Genomic DNA, 21,776 nt, shown 5'->3' with positions numbered 1-21,776 from the left:
GTTTGTGTAAAGACGGTAGGTTGGTTAATCGGTTAATTGTTTTAATTGGTTAACTGATCCCAGGCGCCGAATGCTTAATTAAAATCCCATTCTCCACTACCATAGACAGAATCCATTAGTCTGGTCGTCATCTCGACCGAAGCAACGCGAAGTGGAGAGATCTTTGAATTATGTTGCCGAAAAGTTTAAAGATTTCTCCATTACGTTACTGATGAAACCTGTGAAACAAGCATACCATTAGTAAATAAAAACTAAGGCTTAAATCGGTGATATTCAGTCGAAATGACGATATTTTTAACTTAAACCCTACTATTTTTAGATTAACCTTTATACATTAAATAACCCTTTAATTGAATAATCAATATATACCAATTGCATAATCGACTTAGGGCTCAAGACTCAGTACTCCGGATTAATCTAAGCAACTCTTCCCATCTTCTTCAATATCCTAAAGTGCGAACGTAATGCGGATAAGAAAGTGGTATTTTCATGATAGGGCAGCCCGAACTCAAACGCTGTTTGTTTAACAATTCCTGAAATCCTTCCATAATGCACGTGGCAGATTTTAGGGAAAAGATGATGTTCTATCTGTCGGTTTAAACCGCCCAGAAGAAATGCTGAAACACGGCATTCTGTAGCAAAGTTAGCGGTGGTACGCATCTGGTGTTCCGCCCAGGCCTCTTCCATGTTACCTTCCGCATTGGTTAAAGGGAAAGTTGTGCCTTCTACTACATGTGCCAGTTGGAAAACGAGTCCCATTGTTAAGCCTTGGGCCATGTGTAATATTACAAAACCGATTACAACCTGCCACCACAGCAGTGGCATCACCAGTATAGGTAGTCCTATAAAAATGAAATAGTAAAGGAATTTGTAGAAAAACAGGTTAAAATATTCAACTTTCGGGTGCTTGCTCTGGTGAGCACCAACACTTTTCTGGAAAAACTTTTTATAATCTTTCCTGAAAACCCAGGATAGCGAGGCCAGGCTATATAAAGGAAAAGCATACCATTGCTGAAAACGCTGGTGTGGTTTTAATTCATCTTCATTACATATACGGATCAGTCCCGGCGCCACTTCAATATCTTCATCATGCCCGGGAATATTCGTATAAGTATGGTGTACCACATTATGCGTAATGTTCCAAACATAAGGATTAGCCCCTACCATATTAAACAGAAAACTGAAAAACGAATTGGTGCGTTTAGAACTTGAAAAAGAACCGTGAATGGCATCGTGACAAATGTTGAAACCGATAAATGCACAGGTTGCGCCCAGCAAAATGGTTAATCCCGTAAGGATGAGGGTGTGTAAGGGTAAAAGCAGTATAATTAAATACAGTGCCAGAAATACTGTAAGGAAAAGACAGGCCTTAAACCACATCAGTTTATTGGCATTGGTACTTCTGTTGTTCTCTTTAAAGTCGTTGTTTACCCTGCGGCGTACCTCAGCGTAAAAGGAGTTTCCCGATAAACATGGGAATTTTGCTTTTAATTTCATGATCTTGTACTCTTATCTACCCCATGTACAAGGTCGATACTCCAAGTTCATTAAGCTTTTTTGTTTCCTCAAGGCAATTTGCCCTGTGTTTAATACAAACGTAAATCTGCTTGTTTTAGTTTTTCAACGAAGGTAATAACTTTAGTTAGTGATTTACCTACATGAAACGTTAAATAAAAGCGCCATTTAGTTAAAAAAATGTTTCATTTTGGCTAAATCTTAATATGATGATGGTGTAGGGGAAAGGGCGGGCAAAAATATAAGGCAATATGCTTTTAGTTCTCACAATTTTTGCGGGATATAAAACCTAATGAAGATACAAGCTACTCGCTGTAATTCCTCTTATCAGCAGCATAAATATGGTACCAGATGTACAGAATCCATATTAACACCACTGTGCTGTAAACCAGTTCAGGATCAAATGAATCCTTTGTAAGCAACAACGCAATGGAGGAGATCAGGGCAGTCAGGAAGAAATAAAAAATATTTTTCATAACGTACTGATTTAATGAATGTTGGATTTAGTAAATATAATAAAATATCTCTTATTTACCAAATAGAAATGGCGATAATTTACTTATTTCTGAAAATTGATTGTTTTTAATGGTTTTTAGCCTGCAATTTCCTGTGATTATTATGGTTTACCCTGTTTATTTTTCAATCTAACTGCTTTTCTTGTAAAGAAATGCTAATTCCTGATATCTTGTGAGTCGCATAATCCAATTAACACAAAATTGTGGCAAAAGGTAATTTAGATTTTTTTGTATGTTTACCACACAACTAACCAAAAAACAATAACACACAAATGATCAAATTTTCTCTTAGCTTAATTTCCTTCGCTTTGTTCTTTTTTGGAATAAAAAGCTTTTTTCAAGAACCAAAGGTACAGCCTGTACCACCTTCAGAATTAACCATAACCAACTTCGCTGGCCCCGATGTTACGCCTAGTCCGGCTTGTTTGGCCGTTGCCCCAACAGGTGAGGTATATGTGGGTGTTGATATGATCGGCTCTCTGGGTAAAGACCCGGGCAAAGGCCATATCCTTAAACTCATCGATAAAGACAATGATGGCAAAATGGACCAGCATATTGATTTTGCTGAAGTAGATAACCCCCGCGGTATTATTGTGCAGGGAAGCCAGGTATTTGTACTACATACCACCTTTTCTAAAGAAACAAAACAGGCTACAGGCATGAATTTAGTTGTTTTTGAAGATAAAGATGGTGACGGAAAAGCCGATGGCCCTGAAAAACCGCTTATCGAACACATCAGTAATGCTAAATATATCCGCGAGCGTGGAACCGATCATGCCACCAATGGCATCAGGATGGGAATTGACGGCTGGATTTATATCTCTGTTGGCGATTTTGGCTTTCATGACGCGGTAGACCGTTCAGGCAAAAAGTTAACCATGTTAGGTGGTGGTATTTTGCGTGTACGCCCGGATGGAACCGAAATGGAGGTTTACACTCACGGTACGCGTAATGTATATGATGTAGCCATCGATCCGTATATGAACGTTTTTACCCGCGAAAATACCAATGATGGTGAAGGATGGAACGTGCGTTTTTCGCATCACATTCAATCTGGTGAATACGGTTATCCGGTTTTATTCCAGAATTTTACCGACGAAATTATTCCTGCATTGGCCGATTTAGGTGGTGGATCGGGTACTGGTGCTTTATTTATGGATGAGCCGAACTGGCCTGAAAAATATAACCACGTACCGATGATGGCCGATTGGGGCAGAAGTATGCTTTATATCCACAGGGTTACGGCTGATGGGCCAACTTTTACCCAAAAGGATGAAGAATTTATCAAATTGGCGCAGATTACCGATCTGGATGTAGATGGATCGGGAAGGCTTTATCTTTCAGCATGGGATGGTGCAGGTTATTCAGGAAGCCCTGATAAAGGATATATTGTGCGTGCTGTGCCAAACAACTGGACTTATAAAGCTTTTCCGGATGTTAAGAAACTTTCCATTAAAAAGTTAACAGAATTATTAAAATCCAATAGTGCAGTTGCACGTTTAAACGCTTCGCAAGAACTGGTTTCGCGTAACAATAAACAGGCAATCGAAACGGCTTTAAAAACTGCTTCCGATCAAAGTTTAGCGCTCGATGTGCGTATCGCTGGCTTATATACTTATGCACAGCTGACCAAAGAAAACGGTATTGAAACTTTAGTCGGATTTACAAAAGACAATGCTTTAAAAGAGTTTGCTTTAAAAGCACTTGCTGACCGTAAAACTTACATTAGTAAAGTACCTGTTGAACCGTTTTTAGAAGGATTAAAAGATGCTTCGCCGCGTGTTCAGGCGGCTTCGATTATTGGTTTAAACCGCTTGGGCAGACCAGAAGTTGCCAATGTACTTTTACAAACTAAAGTTCCGGCTTCATTTGTAGCGCCTGCAAAAGGCACCGAAGGTCCGCATGCTACGCCAAATGCAGCCATTATATTGCCACACCTGGCAGTACGAGCTTTGGTTGAGCTCAATGCTGTTGATGCGCTGCTCGCTGCTGTTAAAACCGAAAACTCAACACTTGCACTTTGGGCATTGCGTTACATGCATGATGAAAAAGTGGTTAATGGTTTAATTGCTAACTACAAACAATCAACAGATGAGAAATTGAAACAGCAGATCCTGATTACTTTGGGCCGTTTGTATAAAAAAGAAATTGCTTACGATGCTTCCTGGTGGTGGGGCACACGTCCTGATTCGCATGGTCCTTATTTTAAGGCCGTAAGTTGGGAAGGTTCGCCTGCTATCGAGAAATTTTTGAAAGAGGAGGCAACAAAAGCTGGTGCACAAGGCAAACAGTTTTATGTTGATTTAAATTCTCGCCAAAGGATGGACATCGCTGAATTTGCCGAAGAAGAAAAAGTGGCTGCAACCGAAGAACCAAAAATTGATCTCGAAAAAATCAAAAACAAAAAAGGTCAGGTAGGTAAATCATCTATTGAAGATGTATTGTTGGCCATCAATAAATTACAGGGCGATCCTTTAAAAGGCAGAAATATATTCAACAACCAGGGCTGTATCGCCTGCCATAGTTTAAGCAAAACCGAAAAAATGAAAGGTCCGTTTATGGGGCAGATTGGCTCGATCATGAACCGCGAACAGATTGCGGAATCGATTTTAAAACCAAGTGCTTCTATATCGCAGGGTTTTGCCACGGTAATGATCACTGCAAAAGGCGACCGAACTTATATGGGCTTTATTACCGAAGAAACGGCTGCTAAAGTAGTGATGCGTAATATTGCAGGTGAGGTTTTCACCATCAAAGCAGGTGATATTTTATCACGTAAAGAAATGGAAAACTCCATGATGCCAGAGGGTTTGGCCAATTCTTTATCTTACGAAGAACTAGCCTCTTTGGTTACCTTTTTATCAGAACAGAAAAAATAATGAATGATCGCATTTCCGGTCGCAATACCGATCCGGAAATGCTTTTACTATACAATGGTGCTGCTAAAGCTAGTTCCTGCGGATAATAATAATTTCGCCGTTAACCAACTGGAAAATATAACTGGAAATGCTCACCGACTTAAAAATTGCAATACGAAATACCAGACCAGACTTCTTCTCGAAAGTGATTTCCTCGCCGATATAAATCTTATCTAATTCTTTTATAGTCGTTTCCAAAGTAATCACCATGTATTGGTAACATTGACATATTGGTCTTGTTTTGAGAAAATGAGTTATTCTTATTCCTTAAAGGAGTATTTGTTAGTTCGTTGGTCATTGGTTAATTGGTCGCATAGTCATCTCAACCGGAGCAACGCGAAGTGGAGAGATCTATCCAGATAGATTAGCTTCGCTGAGCAATCGTGGTTCTCGACTGCGTTGCATCCGATAGCTATCGGGTCCGCTCGAAATGAAGGTAACTCGAGGGTATTTTTATACAATAAATTATCTTTCAAGGTAACAAACCGAAGAATATTCAATCTTCTCCAAACTCCAAACTCTCAACTCCAAGCTAATCGACTTCCAACTATGGACTGCTGACTCCGGACTTTTTTGTTATTTCCCCGCAATTTTTATAATAAAACTTGGTCAGTTGTTTTGGTTTAAAAAAACAAAACCTACATTAGCGATTAAATCTATATATCTAGTCGATGAGCAGATCGGCCAGGTTTGACTACCAGTTATGGATAACCATTTTTTTGAACAAATATTTAAAAACCCACTTGAGCAACACAATATACCGCCGAATGAAGTAATATCCCGTTGGGCAGAGAAACTGATCCAGGTACTTTTTCCAGAAAATGCACTTAAGGTATTTTTAACGGTTGAGGAAGTTAAAGAACAGGTATCGGCTTTAGAGCTCGAACTTTATGATATTATTTCGGCAAGTTGTAAATTAAGGAACAGTGAGTGTAAAAATGCAGCAGGTCATTTTTTTGCAGAACTGCCAGCGCTATACCGTGTATTGAATACCGATATACTGGCCATTTATGAAGGCGACCCCGCGGCGCAAAGCAGGTTCGAAGTCATCAGGACTTATCCCGGTTTTTATGCCATCTGTTTTTACCGGATTGCTCATTTACTGTATAATTTTGGTATACCCTTAGTGCCCAGGATTTTGACTGAATATGCCCATTCTAAAACGGGAATCGATATCCATCCGGCAGCGAGTATTGGCGAATATTTTCATATCGATCATGGTACCGGAATCGTAATCGGCGAAACCAGTACGATTGGCCGTTATGTAAAACTATACCAGGGTGTAACGCTGGGGGCTTTGAGTGTGAAAAAAACTTTAGCTGGCAGTAAACGTCATCCAACAGTAGAAGACCGGGTTGTGATTTACTCAGGCGCCACCATATTGGGTGGTGAAACCATCATCGGGCACGATAGCATTATTGGGGGTAACGTATGGCTTACCGAAAGTATTCCAGCTTTCTCCACTGCATATCACTCACCAATCATTACCATAAGAAATCATAAAGAAACCAATTAATACAAAATATAATGGCAGGAATAATCGATCTGATCGGAAATACGCCAATGGCTGAGCTTCAAAAAATGAATATCAATCCGGCTGTAAAGGTTTTTGCAAAATTAGAAGGCAATAATCCGGGTGGTAGCGTAAAAGACAGGGCGTCGCTCAACATGATCAGAAGTGCGATAGAACGTGGCGAAATAGCAAAAGGTACTAAATTGGTGGAGGCTACAAGTGGTAACACCGGAATTGCTTTGGCCATGATTGCCAGTTTATACAATTTAGATATCGAACTGGTAATGCCAGTCAATTCTACCCGCGAGCGTAAGGTGACAATGGAAGCTTTTGGCGCTAAGGTAACTTTATTGGAAAGTATTGAAGATTGCCGCGATTATGCCGAAGAGAAGGGCAGTAGCAAAGGATATTTCCTGTTAAACCAGTTTGCCAACCCGGATAATTACATGGCACATTATAAAACCACAGGCCCCGAAATATGGAAAGATACCGAAGGACAGATTACACATTTTGTAAGCTCGATGGGAACAACAGGTACCATCATGGGCTGCTCGAGGTTTTTTAAAGAAAAAAATAAAGATATCCAGATTGTAGGCTGTCAACCTACAGAGGGATCCTCTATACCAGGCATTAGAAGGTGGCCGACAGAATACCTGCCAAAAATATTCGAACCCGAGCGTGTTGATCGTGTGATGGACATTGCGCAGGAAGAAGCCACTATCATGTCGAGGAGGATGGCCAGAGAAGAAGGTTTATTTGCGGGCATGAGCTCGGGTGGTGCCTGTGCAGCAGCGCTAAAACTGGCTTCAGAGTTGGATAAGGGAACTATCGTATTTATCACCTGCGACCGTGGCGACCGTTACCTCAGCAGTGATCTGTTTGGCTAAACACAAATAACTAGTGTTTTTCTTGTCTCATGAGCATTTTTACCCTTTGGATAATGATTTCCATTTCAAATGGTTTTTCTATATAATCATCCCAGTGGGCTTTATAGTAAGAATTGTGCTGAAAGCCATTTCTGGATGACATTAATAATATAGGAATGGCTGCATGTACCGATAATTTTAACTCGGTGCATATCGACCGTCCATCGGTAGTGTTCAATAATACATCAATTAAAATTACGTCGGGTGCAAAATTCGCTACTTCCGAATGTAAATCTATTGTACTGGTAAGCCCGAGTACGGTATAGCCTTCAAATTCGAAGATCATCTTTATCGCTTCAAGCGTTGCATGATGATCTTCGATAATTAATATTTTAGGTGTGTTTAAGGAGCGCATTTAAGAGTTTTAAGGATAACTGAGGCTGCCGGTTCCCCGCTTTTTTAGCAATAATTCAAAAATTTTCGAATCCGATTTGGTCAGGCTATCAAGCGAGTTGCGCAGGCTCTGGTTAACTAGGCTCAGGTTGGTAAACATCTTCCGCAGGGCTTCATTTTCATCCCTCAGTTCTAAAAGCTCATTGGCAACGCTTCCAAACTCTCTTATCCAGGCATCAAACAAAGGTTTGTCAATAGCCAGTTCGGCGCAGATTTCTTCAGGTTCCCGACCATCATAAAATTCCTGGATACAACCAATAATTTGGGCAGGTGTGTTGTTTGGTTTCATAGTTTGTTTAATATGCTGTTATGCAAAAGGATAAACTGTCCCGATTTACATCTTAAGCAGCACAGCATTATTTTAAATGTTACATTATAGAGATAGGGACAAAGGAATAGCGCGTTTAAGGCTGATCAAAATTTTTATCTACGCAGTAATACGCAGTGTTTTTAAGTTGTTGGTTTACAGTTATAAAAATAAAAGAGCATTGTGATTCATTTTCCTGGGATATGGTATTTGATAAATTAACGTTTTTACTAAGCCATGCCGTCAGTCGTGTAACAAATCATCCCGGATAAGACCGTTTCTGTCGACATGGCTAAAATTTGAGTGCAATTCAGACAAAAAGATTAGTCCGTTTAGTTTATACGGCATCGCACCGTGTGCACTCTTTTATGCTATATGCAAAGAGGGTGCGGTAGCTGGTTTTAGCTCATACGCATTTCTACGCAACATTCTTCAATTGGTTGTAGTAAAGCGTTTTATGTGGTCTTGTTAAGTTAATAGTTAAAGTAAGGTAAAAGACTTTTAAATGCTATTTTTGTATATTATTTAGGACGATTTGTTTAGGTTTGACATCCAGGACTGCATATTCATTTCTCCGTCGATCCCTAACTTTTTCCGTACCCTGTATTTACGGCTTTCCACTGCACGTACACTCAGTTTGCAGGTCCGGGCTATTTCTTTGGTATCAAAGTTTAACCTGATATAAGCACAAAGTTCTAACTCTGCAGGCAGGAGCTGTGGTGCAATCCGGAGCAATGCTGTTATAAACTGGTTCTCTGTTTCTTCAAACTTTTTCATAAAAGAAGGATCATGTGATTTTGCAAGCTCCGTGAGCTCTTTTAACGATAAATGCTCAACAGGTTTTTCGTTTTTCTGATTGAGCTGTTTACGGTAGCTTTCCATCTGTTCGTGCATCAGGATACGTTGTTTGCGGAAATGTGCGTTGTGACGGGCCAACAACCTCAACCGCTGTCCAAAAAGCCCTAAACTGATCAATATTCCTTCAACAATCACAGCCATGGTGAGCAGGTTGAAACTATAAGATTGAAAGGGAATGATGGCCATTAAACAAAAAACCAGGTAAATAGAAGCCAGGGCTACCGGAATCCAGCCAAACACGTAACACCATATCAGCGGATTATTTTTGGCATATCCGCGTATAATAATAACCTGAATACTGCTGAATAGAAAAAGTAAGGAGGTTAATAAAAATAATACCTGCGTAAGTAAATTGGTAAAGCTCCGTGCATCCCATAAAGAACAGATCAGTATGATGCTCCAGCCAAATAACAGTACGTTAAATATCTTATTAAGCTGTGGTAACTGCCGTTTAAGTTTTAAGAAATGATTGTTGAACAGGATGGTGCAGATGTAACCCAGCGCTATAAAAAAATGGGCATGTACCAGGATAAAGCTGGCTACTGCTTGTCCGAACAATAAGCCATAACCCTGCAGGTAACAAACCATTACAATAAAGTAGAGCAAGATAACACGGGCGATGTACAGGACAAAAAGTTTGCTCCGCGTAATGATGTACATGAAAATATGAAAAATAAGGATCATCAGCGCAATCCCCACATAAATCAGTTGGATACTATAAGCCTTAATAAGTGCGTGGTTCAATACCGATTCGGTAACCAGTTTAGCAGGCACCAATAGGGTATTCATGGCCTGCATCCTGATATAGATATCGCCAACGGGTGCTTTAACCTGCTGTAGGGAAAAGGCATAACCCGTACCCAATAAAGCATCGCTTTTTTTGAGGTTAAACATGCCAGAACTTATCAGCCTGACTTTTCCCTCAGCATCCCGATAATATAAACTAATAGAATCGATATTGGCATAACTGATAAAAAGATAAGGTTCGGTTTGGCTGTTCCGTTTAAACCTGAGCTTCATCCACCACACCTTTCCCCTGGTGCCGCCATTAAAGATTGCTGAAGTCCCTTTTGAAAAACGTGCTGCTTTAAACTGCTCTACCTCCTCGAACGAAGCTTTTCCAAGGCTGTCCTGCCAATAATATCCTGATCTGCCAACATTAACAAAGGATTGCTTCTCTACCTGGATAACCGGTTGAGCAATGCACAGACTGTTTTCGATAATGAAAACGATAAGAAAGAAAATGGTCTTCATTAATTAAACCAATGTAAAAGAGTTGGGATGACCTATTACAAGGGAGAAATTATGGCTTTATAATAGAAAAACCAAATTTAATCTTAAAAAAAGAACAATCTGCCACCATTTGCCGTTCAATACAAAAGTTGTATTTTAGAACCAAGCCAGAAATATTTATGCACCAACTGATTATACAATATGCTTTTTTACTTGCGGTAATTCTTTTTGTTGTAATGCTGGCGCAAAAAATCAATGTGGCTTATCCCATTTTATTGGTTATTGCTGGCCTGGCTTTAAGTTTTGTACCTATTCTTCAGGATATCCAGATTGAACCTGAACTCATATTTGTGATTTTTTTACCACCTTTATTATACGAAGCAGCCTGGAATACCTCGTGGAAAGATTTTTGGAAGTGGCGGCGGGTCATCAGCAGTTTTGCTTTTCCAATTGTTATTTTCACCTCCACCATTGTTGCTTTAATTTCGAGCAGTTTAATTCCGGGCTTTACTTTGGCCCTTGGATTTTTATTGGGAGGGATCATTTCTCCGCCGGATGCGGTATCTGCTTCAGCCATTCTTAAAAATGTTAAAGTACCCAAAAGGCTCACCACCATTTTGGAAGGAGAAAGTTTGCTGAACGATGCGTCAAGTTTGGTGGTTTTCCGCTTTGCGCTGGCTGCGGTAATGACCGGAAGTTTTGTATTTACCGAGGCTGCCGGCAACTTCGTAATGGTGATTGTGATGGGAATTTTAATCGGTATTGGGGTAGCACTTGTTTTTTATGCCTTGCACCGATGGTTGCCAACAACTACGAACATTGATATCATCCTTACTTTTTTAACGCCCTATGTAATGTATATGACAGCGGAGGAATTTCACTTTTCGGGAGTGTTGGCAGTAGTAAGCGGAGGTTTGTTCCTATCTTCTCAAAGAAACCGTATTCTTACCCATCGGAGCCGTTTGCAGGGTATTAATGTTTGGGAAGCAGTTGCTTTTGTCCTAAACGGTTTTGTTTTCTTGTTAATTGGTTTAGAATTTCCTGTAATTATACATGGATTGGGCAGCGAAGGCCTTTTGCCCGCTATCCGTTATAGTGCCATTATTTGCATGGTTTTAATTCTGGGGCGATTGGCCAGTACTTATGGTGCCTTGTTTTTTACCCGCTTTATTAGTCGTTACATTACCACAGCAGATCCAAACCCTGATTGGAAAGCACCATTGCTTTTTGGTTGGGCAGGTATGCGGGGTGTGGTTTCTTTAGCAGCCGCACTTTCTATTCCCGTGGCTTTAAAATCAGGCGAAGCCTTTCCTCAGCGCAACCTGATCCTGTTTATAACCTTTAGTGTAATATTGGTTACACTGGTATTACAGGGTTTAACATTGCCCTGGCTCATTAAGTGGGTGGATATGCCCGATCCCGACTATACCGTTTCTTTTGAACAGCAAAAACAGATGGTGAGGAAGAAATTATCCATGCTATCGCTCAAAATCCTGGATGAAAAATATCATGATGCGCTTGAGCATAATGATATGATCAGGTCGATAAAAATCCGCATCGAAGCCGAAATGGAATTGCTTAGGGATTGGGAGAAGGAAGAAAACCCGAAGAGGGCCGAAGATTTTTACCACGATTACCGTTTAGCGCTCGAAGATATCATGACAGAACAGCGGACCTTACTAAAAGGCCTAAATAAAAAGGAACAGATTAATGATCAGTTGATCAAAGAACAGTTAGAACTGCTCGATCTGGAGGAAGAAAAACTGCGCAGGCATTTTAGTCAGCGTGATGAGTAATTGTTAATTTAATTTTGAACGGAACTAAAGATGTTTAAAACTTATAGCTTCTGTCACTTCCAATCACCAGATTAAATAATATATTTGCTAATTAATTTAGTAAGTATATGTCGGTAAAGGTTAACATCACTTCAAAAGGAATACAAAAGGTACTGAAAAACTATAACGAGAAACAGGCTATTGCCGAGTATATCTGGAATGGTTTTGATGCCAATGCCGATACCATAGAAATAGATTATGTTGCCAATGCCCTTGGGCTTTTAGAAAGTTTAACCATTGCTGATAATGGCTATGGGATTAATTTTGAGCGTTTACAGCAAAAATTCGATCCCTTTTACGAATCAGAAAAATCACTGCAAATTGTAGCACCAAAACACACTTCAAAAATGCATGGGCGTAACGGGGTAGGGCGGCTTACCTTTTTTACCTTTGCGCATGATGCCACCTGGCAAACCACTTACCAATCTGAGCAGGGCTTTCGTTACGGTGAAATAAACATTAGTACTGGCGGCTTAAATAGTTATAGTCACGATTTTACCGCTAAGCCAACAATTACTGGTAATACAGGAACCACAGTCTCTTTTACCAACCTTCGTATTGGGGAGCAAGAAATGAAAGAACTGGTATTGCCTTATCTGATCAATGAGTTTTGCTGGTTTATCGAACTGAACAAGCATAAAAACTATTTAATTATCGTAAATGGCGAAACTTTGGATTTTAGCAGTAATGTAAGAACATTAGAAGAGTTTAATCTTTTTTATCCAGATACCTCGGTTACTTTTAAGATTAAATATGTGCACTGGAAAGAAAACCTTCATAAAGAATTATCTAAATATTATTTTCTGGCAGGAGGGGAAGAGATTTATAAAGATTATACCACATTGAATAAAAAAAGTGACGATTATTTCCATAGCATTTATATTGACAGCGATTTTTTCAGGGATTTTGATTTTAAGAGTTTCGAAAACGAAGGACAGGTGGCCATATTCGGCGCAGCTAAATCTTCTCCTGAATACCGTTTTTTAATTAAAGAACTTACTGTGTACCTTAAAGAAAAGCGTAAACCTTTTTTAAAAGAATATGCAAGTCGACTGATCGAAACTTACGAACAGGATGAAATATTTCCTGTTTATGCCAATGAAAGTGAAAAACAATTAAAGAAACCAGCACTGATAAATTTAATTAAAGCTTTGTACGAGATAGAGCCTAAGTTGTTCAGCAGCTTAAATACCGATCAGAAAAAGACTTTAGTTCGTTTGATCGATCTTTTGTTGCACTCAAATCAACATGTTCAGTTGTTCGAACTATTTAATGGATTGATGGAGCTGGAAACCGAAGAATATGATGAACTGGCTTTACTACTTTTGAATAAAAGTTTAGTATCGTAATTTTATCATAACTATTATGTGTATAATCATTAGCTATGAAGCAATCTTTATTGCATAGCTTGAAAAAGCTACCTAATGTTTAAAAATCCAATAAATCTTTCGGATGGATATCGAGCCCTTTGGCCAGTTCAAAGATGGTAGATAACTGAACATCAAATTTACCATTCTCGATTTTAGAAATATTGCTATCGTCAATGTCGCAGTTTCTTGCCATTGCACGTAAACTCAAGCCCTTACTGTTTCTAATTTTCTTCAAATTGAAACCGAAATTATTCTGAATAATTGAGCTTTCCTTCTTAATCATCGAGGTTAAATAGTTCGAAGCTCAAAGTCTCCAACTTATTTAAAATATTTGCGGTTATATATTACCGTATTTTAAATTATTTTTTTATATTTGATTTAATAACAAAGTATCAATAAGGGATTTAAGCCAGTAAGGCCTTTACCGTTAATCGGGATAGCAGCTTAATTATGTTTAACATGTTATGTCTGTTATCATTTTAGAAGGTTTGTGCATTTGCCTTTTTCGTTACGCCATTATTATATATTAAAAATGAGACAGGAAACAAACGTAATTAACAATCCGTTTGCCTTTTATCAAGGCAGCTTTCCTGCTTTTCCCATATCCCAAAATCATCCTACGTCCCATGTTAGTATTCCACAGAAATGCCCTTTTAATTGGTTATACCCTTTAAAGCCAAAAAGTCCTGTTTGAGTACTTTTTTGCCCTATAACAACAGTTAATTTATTAAGGTCATAACTGTTGTTTATAGGGCATTTTCAGCTCTAATTTTCTTATTTAATAAAAAAGGTTTTAATCGCCCGCCAGTAGATCAGGATGTTTATTGGCCTGCGGAATTACGATTTCTGCTGCTTCTAAAAGTAGGTGGATGGAATCGTATGGCCTAAAGTTAAAATTATTTCATTCAAATAAAACATGCGGAAAAGTATATTTTTTAACGTATTGGCATCGCTATGCCCAAAAAATGAGCCTTTTCAAGGTTTAATCTTCTTCAAAAACTTGCTATTAAAGCCAGTGTATCAATCTGATAATGAAGGCGGTGACGCCTGTTCTTTCAGCTTTCGCCACTATAAGCTGCTATATCAAAAAGCAAACGCTGGTTGTTTCTTCAAATCGAATAATTTATAACCCAATCTAACAATTATGAAAACTAAAAAAAGGATGGGAGCCTATCGAAAAAAGAGCTCTCTTGTTAAAAGCGCAAGCTTCTGCCTGCTCTTATTTATCGGAATAATCGCCGCTCGTTGTGCTAAAGACAGGTTAGTCAGCGATTCTGGTGAAATTAAGACCCTCTCTGTAAATTCACCGGATTTGAAAACACGTTTAAATGCCATTAAGGATTCCTATGAAAAGCAAAAACTTCAGCAAAAGCTTCAACCTGATCAGAGCGATAAACTATCATGGAGTCCAGATTGGGAACATCCCCATATTCAGGTGGTAAATGATAGTGTTTCTTATGTTTTTTATCAATTGCTGGGCCAGGTGGTGGTTAACGGGAAAGCTGAACTTGCAAAGCAGGTTAACGGTAAATTATACCTGATGGTTAAAAATGAATCGGAATTTTACAAAGCTTTCTACTATGATCCAAAAGCCAATCCAAATGAAAAGATAGGTAAGAATACAAAGGAATTTGATTTGAAATTGTTTACTGGAAATCTCATACTATCCAGCCTGCAGAACGGACAAAACTACATATTAGATTATGCGAATGGGCACCTCAGCGATTCCTATCAGAAAAAAGGAGTGCTTGCAATAAAAAAAATGCAGTCGGTTAAAGGTACTACTTCATATTGGCAGCAAGAATGTAATCAGGTAGTTCGGAATTGTACATATTCTTCATTGGCACCCAGCTGGTGTGGCGGAATAGTGAATATCGTATTCAGTGCTACCTGCAGTTGGCCCCAGTCAACTTGCGGAGATACTTATTCACTAGTTGATTCTGATGAAGGAGTTGTTTGCGAAGATAAGTGGTTTCCAGATCCACCTGAACCAATTGATACTGGTGGGGGCGAAGGTGGTAATGGAGATGGAGGCGTACCAAAGAGTGAGGTTAAATACGATAATCTCCTAAAGGATTACCCATGTATGGTAAAGGAAGTATTAAACAAGTTAGAAACCAACCAGGCATATGCTAAACTGATTCAACCTTTCGAGGAAGTTAAATTTCCAGATGGTACAACTTTTGTTATGCAGGGTTTCCCAAATTTGGAATATGATTCTTCTGTACAAGATTATGGTGCTAGTACACCTGATGGTAAAACAAAATATAGTTTAGCCCACACGGGTCAGGTTACGGCAACGAGTTCGAAAATCCAATTTAATCAGGCGGCCATCAGTAATGCATCACAATTGTTGCTACAAGTAACAGCCATACACGAAACCGGGCATGCCTATATTAATTATTACCTTCAAATGGGGAAATTTAGCCACCCTATAGATATAGAACGCTATTCTACCTGGGCCATTAATATTGTTAATTTCGAAGATATTGCAAAAACTTCGGCCGTCGATAACAATTTCAGGGATCATTCTATAATGCTGGAAACATATTTCGATAAGATTTGGGGTATCTTAAAGGATATAAATGGTTCGGCTTACTCTGATAAGGAATACCAAATGGCCGCATTGTATGGGTTAGATAATCCTGGTGATACTCCGACAGACCCATTAATTAACGGGGTAAATTTATTTGATATTTACAAAGGAGTATTAAATAAATCTTATAATAATATAAAAACAAAATATGGTATTACAGATGCTGAGGTAAATGGTTTTAATTTAGCTAATCTGAAAGATGTTTCTGCAGATAAAAAATTACCTACCGATTGTCCCAAATAAATCTTTTAGCATGAAAAAAATACTTTTATTTAGCCTTTTAATCATTTCATTTTATAAGGCTTCTTCGCAAAATAGAAAAATATATTTTCTGGCTGATACCATAAATATAGCTAAACAGAACCGGTTCCTGAAAATTGAAACACAGAGTTTTTTTGAACATCACTTTACTTTTTTTTGCAGGTGTACACCCCCATATAAAGATTTTACATCCTTTTATTACTACATCAAAAAAGGAGATAAAATGGCAGAAACCGTATCTAAAAAACCTGATTATGATTATTTAAGTTTTAAAGAGTTTATGGATATCCTGGCAGAAACCAGGGGTTACCTGAGTGGTATTTACGAGCTTTATATTACCGAAGTATTACCCGGCAATAAATATAGAACCAATATAGTAAGTCAGGTTCCTTATCGGGTACCAACTGAGGATAAAGCGTCAGTTAAAGAAAACAGGTAGTAAACTTAAGAATGCTTTAGTCGGTTTAAGCGAGTTATTTACGTGAAAGCCATTCACCAAAAAAGGCCGCTATTTATAGTGGCCTTTTTAAATTTTCGGTCTTTATGGACTAAGCTGTTAAAAGAAAATGCCAAAACCAATTGATATCGGTACGGATAGAAATGCTGGGCCAAAACTAAATCCTAGTCTGGTATTCTCTTAAAAGCTTGTATGTTCACTAGCAATTCGAAAAAAACTATCGAAATCATAGAAGCTATCAAATATAAAATGTAGAAATTTTTCCTCACTTCTACAGTATATGGGAATTGTATGTAGTTGTATAATGGATATTTATTATTATAAATGCTGATTCGTAATTGCGAATAATGGGCCTGTAATGTAAATAGAGTACATATCAATTTGAAAAGCGATATATCATTATAAAAGTGGATGCAGAATTGTAAATAGATGATATGTTGTTATGAAAAAACTGGTATATCAATAAAGAAAGGAGGAATGTTATTTAAAGAAAAATCTGTTCAATTACTGTGTCATTGGTTAAATCTGTGTCCAGTTGAGAAATATCATTTATCAACAATTAACCACATCAAATTATTATGAAGTCAAAAAAATGGATGAGTCATTACCCAAAAAAAGACTCTATTACTAAAATCGCAAGCTTCTGCCTGCTCTTATTTATCGGAATAATCGTCGCTCGTTGTGCCAAAGACAGGTTAGTCAGCGATTCTGGTGGAATTAAGACCCTCTCTGTAAATTCACCGGATTTGAAAACACATTTGAATGCCATTAAGGATTCCTATGAAAAGCAAAAACTTCAGCAAAAGCTTCAACCTGATCAGAGCGATAAGCTATCATGGAGTCCAGATTGGGAACATCCCCATATACAGGTGGTAAATGATAGTGTTTCTTATGTTTTTTACCAGTTGCTGGGCCAGGTGGTGGTTAACGGGAAAGCTGAACTTGCAAAGCAGGTTAACGGAAAATTATACCTGATGGTTAAAAATGAATCGGAATTTTACAAAGCTTTTACTATGATCCAAAAGCCAATCCAAATGAAAAGATAGGTAAGGATACAAAGGAATTTGATTTGAAATTGTTTACTGGAAATCTCATGCTATCCAGCCTGCAGAACGGACAAAACTACATATTAGATTATTCGAACGGACACCTCAGCGATTCCTATCAGAAAAAAGGAGTGCTTGCAGTAAAAAAAATGCAGTCGGTTAAAGGTACTACTTCATATTGGCAGCAAGAATGTAATCAGGTAGTTCGGAATTGTACATATTCTTCATTGGCACCCAGCTGGTGCGGCGGAATAGTGAATATCGTATTCAGTGCCACCTGCAGTTGGCCCCAGTCAACTTGCGGAGATACTTATTCATTAGTTGATTCTGATGAAGGGGTAGTGTGCGAAGATAGGTGGTTTCCAGATCCGCCTGAACCAATTGATACTGGTGGGGGAAGCGGTGGTAGTGGTGATGGCACAACTACAACTACTCCCGAAGAATTTAATCAACATATTAACCTAGATGAACTGAGCCCCTGTGCATCTTCAGTAATGCATTCACTAATGTACCAGACTGAAGGTTCAGTAGTTGCCATGATTCAAAAAATTTCTGGTGAAGTGCCAGGCTACAGCTGGACATTGAAGGCTGGCAACCTTGCTGTAGATACAAATGGGGAAACTAAAAAATCGAATGGTGGGGCAACTACAACAATAGATGTGAGCAAATATACCAATGGCACAGATATGGCACTGGCAAGAACTTTATTACACGAAGCAGTGCATGCTTATCTTGTATCTTATTTTACTAAAAATAATACATTAGCTAACCTTTCTTATCCGGAAATGCTAGTGGAATGGATTAAACTTGAAAAAAAGGATATGAATGTGCTGCATCATATTGAAATTACCACTGAGTTTAAAAGTGATATTGCGAAAGGATTAATGGAATATGGAGATTTACATAACTATACTTTTTCGAGTACAGTAGAAAAAAACCAGTTTTATAGCGATATGGCCTGGGGTGGTTTAGAAGCTACTCCTGCTTACAAAGCGCTTTCTAATACTGAAAAGAACCGTATACAAGATACTATACAAGCAGAACAATATGGTAAAGATAGAAATGGCGACCCTAAAGCCGGAAAAGGAAAACCTTCAGGCTGTTAAACATGATTATTATGAAAAAGCAAATATTTAGTTTATCAATGGTTTTAATAATTTTGTTTGGTTGCACTTTAAACCGTTATGGCAGATATACAAAAAAAAAATTTAAGACTAAAAATGACAAGGTTATTGTTATCGGCACGATTTATAGAAGAAATAAAAGCAAAGAAATATTGCCTGGTGCTGGAATAAAATCTGCTGATACAGGGCAACTCATCCTATCTGATCGCGACGGAAAATACCGGATTGAACTGCAGGAGGGGGAGTATCGAATTCATGCTACAGCTGTAGGCTTCGAATCAACATCTACTAAACCATTTAAACTGGTGAATGGTGACTCCATCGTGGTGGATTTTATTTTAAAAGAAGTACCCAGCGTATTTGTCGATTAGATCCTTATAAGATATTTTAATTGTAACTTTAAATTGTTTCTACAAATAAAAAAATACCTGCCGATTGTCCAAAATAAAATCTTTTAACATGAAAAAAATACTTTTATTTAGCCTTTTAATCATTTCATTTTATAAGGCTTCTGCGCAAAACAGAAAAATATATTTTCTGGCTGATACTATAAATACAGCTAAACAGAACCGGTTTTTAAAAATTGACGCAAATGCTTTTGAGCATGAATTTACATTTTTTTGCAGGTGCACACCCCCATACAAAGATTTTACGTCCTTTTCTTATATCATAAAAAAAGGAGATAAAATGGCAGAAATCGTATCTAAAAAACCTGATTATGCTTATTTAAGTTTTAAAGAGTTTATGGATATCCTGGCAGAAACCAGGGGTTACCTGAGTGGTATTTACGAGCTTTATATTACCGAAGTATTGCCCGGCAATAAATATAGAACCAATAAAGTAAGTCAGGTTTCTTACTCGCCACCAACTAATGATAGTGTGTCAGTTAAAGAGAATAGGTAATAAAACCTAAGAAATGCTTTAGTCGGTTTAAAGCGACTTATTAAAGTGAAAGTTACCCACCAAAAAAGCCACTATTTATAGTGGCTTTTTAAATTTTTAGTCTTTATGGACCAAGATGTTAATGGAAAATGCCAGTACCAATTAATATTGGTACGGATAGAAATGCTGGGCCAAAACTAAATCCTTGTCTGGTATTCTCTTAAAAGCTTGTAAGTTTTACTCGCAATTCGAAAAAAACTATCGAAATCATAGAAGCTATCAAATATAAAATGTAGAAATTTTTTCCCACTTCTACAGTTTATGTTAGTTATGTGTGGATGTATAAAGTATTCTGTATTGTTATGAATGCTTTTGTGTAATTGTAAATAATAGGCTTTTAGGTTGAATAGACGGTATATTATTGTAATGGTGGATGTGCTATTATGAAATTGGATGCATAATTGTAAATGAATGGTATGCTATTGGAAAAAGGTCGATCCTATAAGTTGTGTAATTAATTAGATCTGTGTTTAATCAATTCAGAAATATCATTTATCAACAATTAAAAGATGCCCATGAAAAAGATCAGAACAATTATGCTTCTTATGGTACTTATATCATTTGGAGCAAATGGAGAAAAAGTGGTAACCAATGACAGCAAAAAACATTTTAATCAATATTTTTTGATCGATGTCGAGGATCCGAGTTATAAAACTACAGAGGTGAATCTAAGTGCGGAAAAACTTTATAGAACTAAAGATCAGATTAGGTTATACAATATAAGGTTTGATTCGCTTTCCCTGATATTGTTCACGGTATTCAATCCAGGGAACAGTTTAAAGGAAATAGATATCAAAGCAGGAGGTAGAAAAATAATAAGCCTGCAAGACTTGAAAAATATATTCACCAATGGCTTTTCAGAATATATAAAATCAGGGGGATATAATGACAGCTATTTAAAGAGATGTGACATAGGTATCATTATCAGGAAAGGCAACAAATTTTTTGAAGCATCAGACGCATTTGCGGAATATTTCAGGATTAATGAACAGGCACTTATATTCCCCAATTCAATGGGAAATATATTTATCAATACCCTGTCACCTGTATTATCGGTAAAGGATTTTGAAGATAAGTATCGGACAGTTTATGGTGGCTTCTCGCCAAACTGTATAGTATCAAAAAAAACATCGGGTACAACAAGCCTGAAAAGACCATTGGAAAAGCCTTTGCTTTTCAACTCCGGCAAGGTAAAGATCCTTGGGTACGATGCTTATAGGTTCTGGCAGTTTTCTGATTGGCCGACCATCGATTCGGACAATCATAAAAGAGGTATTGACCGTTTTCTATTCGTAAAAGGGGTTGGGATAATTGGTGGCTCGTATGACGCATGGTACGAGCAGGCCGGCACAGCAGGCCTCATTAAAAATTATGTACAGGAGGATGTCATGATACCGGTATCTTTAGATGATATAAAAACAAATTAAATAGTTTAGCTGGCAGTATATTTTTTTAATTAGTAAGGGGAATGAAGTACCAATTGCCCAAAATAAAATCTTTTAACATGAAAAAAATACTTTTATTTAGCCTTTTAATCATTTCATTTTACAAGGCTTCTTCGCAAAACAGAAAAATATATTTTCTGGCTGATACCATAAATATAGCTAAACAGAACCGGTTTTTGAAAATTGAAACAGCAAGTTTTTTTGAACATCACTTTACTTTTTTTTGCAGGTGTACACCCCCATATAAAGATTTTACATCCTTTTATTACTACATCAAAAAAGGAGATAAAATTGCAGAAACCGTATCTAAAAAACCTGATTATGATTATTTAAGTTTTAAAGAGTTTATGGATATCCTGGCAGAAACCAGGGGTTACCTGAGTGGTATTTACGAGCTTTATATTACCGAAGTATTACCCGGCAATAAATATAGAACCAATAAAGTAAGTCAGGTTCCTTACTCTCCACCGACTTATGATAGTGTGTCAGTTAAAGAGAATAGGTAATAAAAGCTAAGAAATG

20 protein-coding genes are annotated in these 21,776 nt (G+C 37.8%); 13 read left to right on the top strand and 7 right to left on the bottom strand.

Annotation, left to right across the window (positions count from 1 at the left end):
- Nucleotides 1–417: 417 nt before the first annotated feature.
- Together U859_RS0105180 and U859_RS31930 are read right to left on the bottom strand one after the other, a co-directional pair.
- Complete coding sequence (locus tag U859_RS0105180; protein WP_025142360.1) at nt 418–1,497, bottom strand: fatty acid desaturase family protein; 1,080 nt, start codon at nt 1,495–1,497, stop codon at nt 418–420.
- A 323-nt stretch (nt 1,498–1,820) separates the two neighbouring features.
- Complete coding sequence (locus U859_RS31930; protein ID WP_162799865.1) at nt 1,821–1,991, bottom strand: hypothetical protein; 171 nt, start codon at nt 1,989–1,991, stop codon at nt 1,821–1,823.
- Between the two features lie 311 nt (nt 1,992–2,302).
- Between U859_RS31930 and U859_RS0105170 the strand changes: the two genes are divergently transcribed.
- Entirely contained in the window at nt 2,303–4,909 is a 2,607-nt protein-coding gene (locus tag U859_RS0105170) for a PQQ-dependent sugar dehydrogenase (protein ID WP_025142359.1), read from the top strand.
- Nucleotides 4,910–4,978: 69 nt separating this feature from the next.
- On the opposite strand, the gene U859_RS0105165 is transcribed toward U859_RS0105170, so the two are convergent.
- Nucleotides 4,979–5,146, bottom strand: coding sequence for a hypothetical protein (locus U859_RS0105165; protein ID WP_162799864.1), 168 nt, complete (start codon nt 5,144–5,146; stop codon nt 4,979–4,981).
- 505 nt (nt 5,147–5,651) lie between these two features.
- Between U859_RS0105165 and epsC the strand changes: the two genes are divergently transcribed.
- Together epsC and cysM are read left to right on the top strand one after the other, a co-directional pair.
- The gene (gene epsC / locus U859_RS0105160; protein WP_025142357.1) at nt 5,652–6,464 is read left to right on the top strand and encodes a serine O-acetyltransferase EpsC; all 813 of its coding nucleotides are present in this window, start codon (nt 5,652–5,654) and stop codon (nt 6,462–6,464) included.
- 11 nt (nt 6,465–6,475) lie between these two features.
- Complete coding sequence (cysM, locus tag U859_RS0105155) at nt 6,476–7,348, top strand: cysteine synthase CysM (protein WP_025142356.1); 873 nt, start codon at nt 6,476–6,478, stop codon at nt 7,346–7,348.
- 10 nt (nt 7,349–7,358) lie between these two features.
- On the opposite strand, the gene U859_RS0105150 is transcribed toward cysM, so the two are convergent.
- The 3 genes from U859_RS0105150 to U859_RS30910 all read right to left on the bottom strand — a co-directional run bounded on the left by U859_RS0105150 (nt 7,359) and on the right by U859_RS30910 (nt 10,199).
- Nucleotides 7,359–7,742: a response regulator transcription factor gene (locus U859_RS0105150; RefSeq protein WP_025142355.1), complete on the bottom strand. Its 384-nt coding sequence runs from the start codon at nt 7,740–7,742 to the stop codon at nt 7,359–7,361.
- A 9-nt stretch (nt 7,743–7,751) separates the two neighbouring features.
- Entirely contained in the window at nt 7,752–8,069 is a 318-nt protein-coding gene (locus U859_RS0105145) for a hypothetical protein (protein ID WP_025142354.1), read from the bottom strand.
- 543 nt (nt 8,070–8,612) lie between these two features.
- The gene (locus U859_RS30910) at nt 8,613–10,199 is read right to left on the bottom strand and encodes a 7TM diverse intracellular signaling domain-containing protein (protein WP_025142353.1); all 1,587 of its coding nucleotides are present in this window, start codon (nt 10,197–10,199) and stop codon (nt 8,613–8,615) included.
- 158 nt (nt 10,200–10,357) lie between these two features.
- Here U859_RS30910 and U859_RS0105135 point away from each other — a divergent pair, with 158 nt between their 5' ends.
- Nucleotides 10,358–11,974 carry a Na+/H+ antiporter gene (locus tag U859_RS0105135; protein WP_025142352.1) on the top strand — a complete coding sequence of 539 codons (1,617 nt, stop codon included), beginning with the start codon at nt 10,358–10,360 and terminating at the stop codon, nt 11,972–11,974.
- A gap of 107 nt (nt 11,975–12,081) precedes the next feature.
- Entirely contained in the window at nt 12,082–13,362 is a 1,281-nt protein-coding gene (locus U859_RS0105130; RefSeq protein ID WP_025142351.1) for an ATP-binding protein, read from the top strand.
- Between the two features lie 79 nt (nt 13,363–13,441).
- On the opposite strand, the gene U859_RS0105125 is transcribed toward U859_RS0105130, so the two are convergent.
- Nucleotides 13,442–13,666: a helix-turn-helix domain-containing protein gene (locus tag U859_RS0105125; RefSeq protein ID WP_025142350.1), complete on the bottom strand. Its 225-nt coding sequence runs from the start codon at nt 13,664–13,666 to the stop codon at nt 13,442–13,444.
- Nucleotides 13,667–14,695: 1,029 nt separating this feature from the next.
- Here U859_RS0105125 and U859_RS0105120 point away from each other — a divergent pair.
- The 8 genes from U859_RS0105120 (at nt 14,696) to U859_RS0105085 (ending at nt 21,760) form a co-directional block, all read left to right on the top strand.
- The gene (locus U859_RS0105120) at nt 14,696–16,222 is read left to right on the top strand and encodes a hypothetical protein (RefSeq protein ID WP_162799863.1); all 1,527 of its coding nucleotides are present in this window, start codon (nt 14,696–14,698) and stop codon (nt 16,220–16,222) included.
- Nucleotides 16,223–16,232: 10 nt separating this feature from the next.
- A complete protein-coding gene (locus U859_RS0105115) occupies nt 16,233–16,679 on the top strand; it encodes a hypothetical protein (RefSeq protein WP_162799862.1) in 447 nt (148 codons plus the stop codon).
- A gap of 764 nt (nt 16,680–17,443) precedes the next feature.
- Entirely contained in the window at nt 17,444–17,743 is a 300-nt protein-coding gene (locus tag U859_RS31925; RefSeq protein ID WP_162799861.1) for a hypothetical protein, read from the top strand.
- Between the two features lie 47 nt (nt 17,744–17,790).
- Complete coding sequence (locus U859_RS0105105; protein ID WP_025142346.1) at nt 17,791–18,849, top strand: hypothetical protein; 1,059 nt, start codon at nt 17,791–17,793, stop codon at nt 18,847–18,849.
- 11 nt (nt 18,850–18,860) lie between these two features.
- Entirely contained in the window at nt 18,861–19,238 is a 378-nt protein-coding gene (locus U859_RS0105100; protein WP_162799860.1) for a carboxypeptidase-like regulatory domain-containing protein, read from the top strand.
- An 88-nt stretch (nt 19,239–19,326) separates the two neighbouring features.
- Entirely contained in the window at nt 19,327–19,770 is a 444-nt protein-coding gene (locus U859_RS0105095; protein ID WP_025142344.1) for a hypothetical protein, read from the top strand.
- A gap of 554 nt (nt 19,771–20,324) precedes the next feature.
- Nucleotides 20,325–21,236 carry a hypothetical protein gene (locus tag U859_RS0105090; protein WP_025142343.1) on the top strand — a complete coding sequence of 304 codons (912 nt, stop codon included), beginning with the start codon at nt 20,325–20,327 and terminating at the stop codon, nt 21,234–21,236.
- 77 nt (nt 21,237–21,313) lie between these two features.
- The gene (locus U859_RS0105085) at nt 21,314–21,760 is read left to right on the top strand and encodes a hypothetical protein (protein WP_162799859.1); all 447 of its coding nucleotides are present in this window, start codon (nt 21,314–21,316) and stop codon (nt 21,758–21,760) included.
- The last annotated feature ends 16 nt before the right edge of the window (nt 21,761–21,776 follow it).

The sequence above is a fragment of the Pedobacter jeongneungensis genome (assembly GCF_000633455.1).
GTDB lineage: Bacteria > Bacteroidota > Bacteroidia > Sphingobacteriales > Sphingobacteriaceae > Pedobacter > Pedobacter jeongneungensis_A.
This window is presented reverse-complemented; position numbering and strand designations above follow the sequence as displayed.

What these genes read in the sequence shown, in the direction of transcription:
- U859_RS0105180 (WP_025142360.1), bottom strand. Translation starts at nt 1,497, where the DNA reads ATGAAATTAAAAGCAAAATTCCCATGTTTATCGGGAAACTCCTTTTAC.
- U859_RS31930 (WP_162799865.1), bottom strand. Translation starts at nt 1,991, where the DNA reads ATGAAAAATATTTTTTATTTCTTCCTGACTGCCCTGATCTCCTCCATT.
- U859_RS0105170 (WP_025142359.1), top strand. Translation starts at nt 2,303, where the DNA reads ATGATCAAATTTTCTCTTAGCTTAATTTCCTTCGCTTTGTTCTTTTTT.
- epsC (WP_025142357.1), top strand. Translation starts at nt 5,652, where the DNA reads ATGGATAACCATTTTTTTGAACAAATATTTAAAAACCCACTTGAGCAA.
- cysM (WP_025142356.1), top strand. Translation starts at nt 6,476, where the DNA reads ATGGCAGGAATAATCGATCTGATCGGAAATACGCCAATGGCTGAGCTT.
- U859_RS0105150 (WP_025142355.1), bottom strand. Translation starts at nt 7,742, where the DNA reads ATGCGCTCCTTAAACACACCTAAAATATTAATTATCGAAGATCATCAT.
- U859_RS0105145 (WP_025142354.1), bottom strand. Translation starts at nt 8,069, where the DNA reads ATGAAACCAAACAACACACCTGCCCAAATTATTGGTTGTATCCAGGAA.
- U859_RS30910 (WP_025142353.1), bottom strand. Translation starts at nt 10,199, where the DNA reads ATGAAGACCATTTTCTTTCTTATCGTTTTCATTATCGAAAACAGTCTG.
- U859_RS0105135 (WP_025142352.1), top strand. Translation starts at nt 10,358, where the DNA reads ATGCACCAACTGATTATACAATATGCTTTTTTACTTGCGGTAATTCTT.
- U859_RS0105130 (WP_025142351.1), top strand. Translation starts at nt 12,082, where the DNA reads ATGTCGGTAAAGGTTAACATCACTTCAAAAGGAATACAAAAGGTACTG.
- U859_RS0105125 (WP_025142350.1), bottom strand. Translation starts at nt 13,666, where the DNA reads ATGATTAAGAAGGAAAGCTCAATTATTCAGAATAATTTCGGTTTCAAT.
- U859_RS0105115 (WP_162799862.1), top strand. Translation starts at nt 16,233, where the DNA reads ATGAAAAAAATACTTTTATTTAGCCTTTTAATCATTTCATTTTATAAG.
- U859_RS0105105 (WP_025142346.1), top strand. Translation starts at nt 17,791, where the DNA reads ATGCTATCCAGCCTGCAGAACGGACAAAACTACATATTAGATTATTCG.
- U859_RS0105100 (WP_162799860.1), top strand. Translation starts at nt 18,861, where the DNA reads ATGAAAAAGCAAATATTTAGTTTATCAATGGTTTTAATAATTTTGTTT.
- U859_RS0105095 (WP_025142344.1), top strand. Translation starts at nt 19,327, where the DNA reads ATGAAAAAAATACTTTTATTTAGCCTTTTAATCATTTCATTTTATAAG.
- U859_RS0105090 (WP_025142343.1), top strand. Translation starts at nt 20,325, where the DNA reads ATGAAAAAGATCAGAACAATTATGCTTCTTATGGTACTTATATCATTT.
- U859_RS0105085 (WP_162799859.1), top strand. Translation starts at nt 21,314, where the DNA reads ATGAAAAAAATACTTTTATTTAGCCTTTTAATCATTTCATTTTACAAG.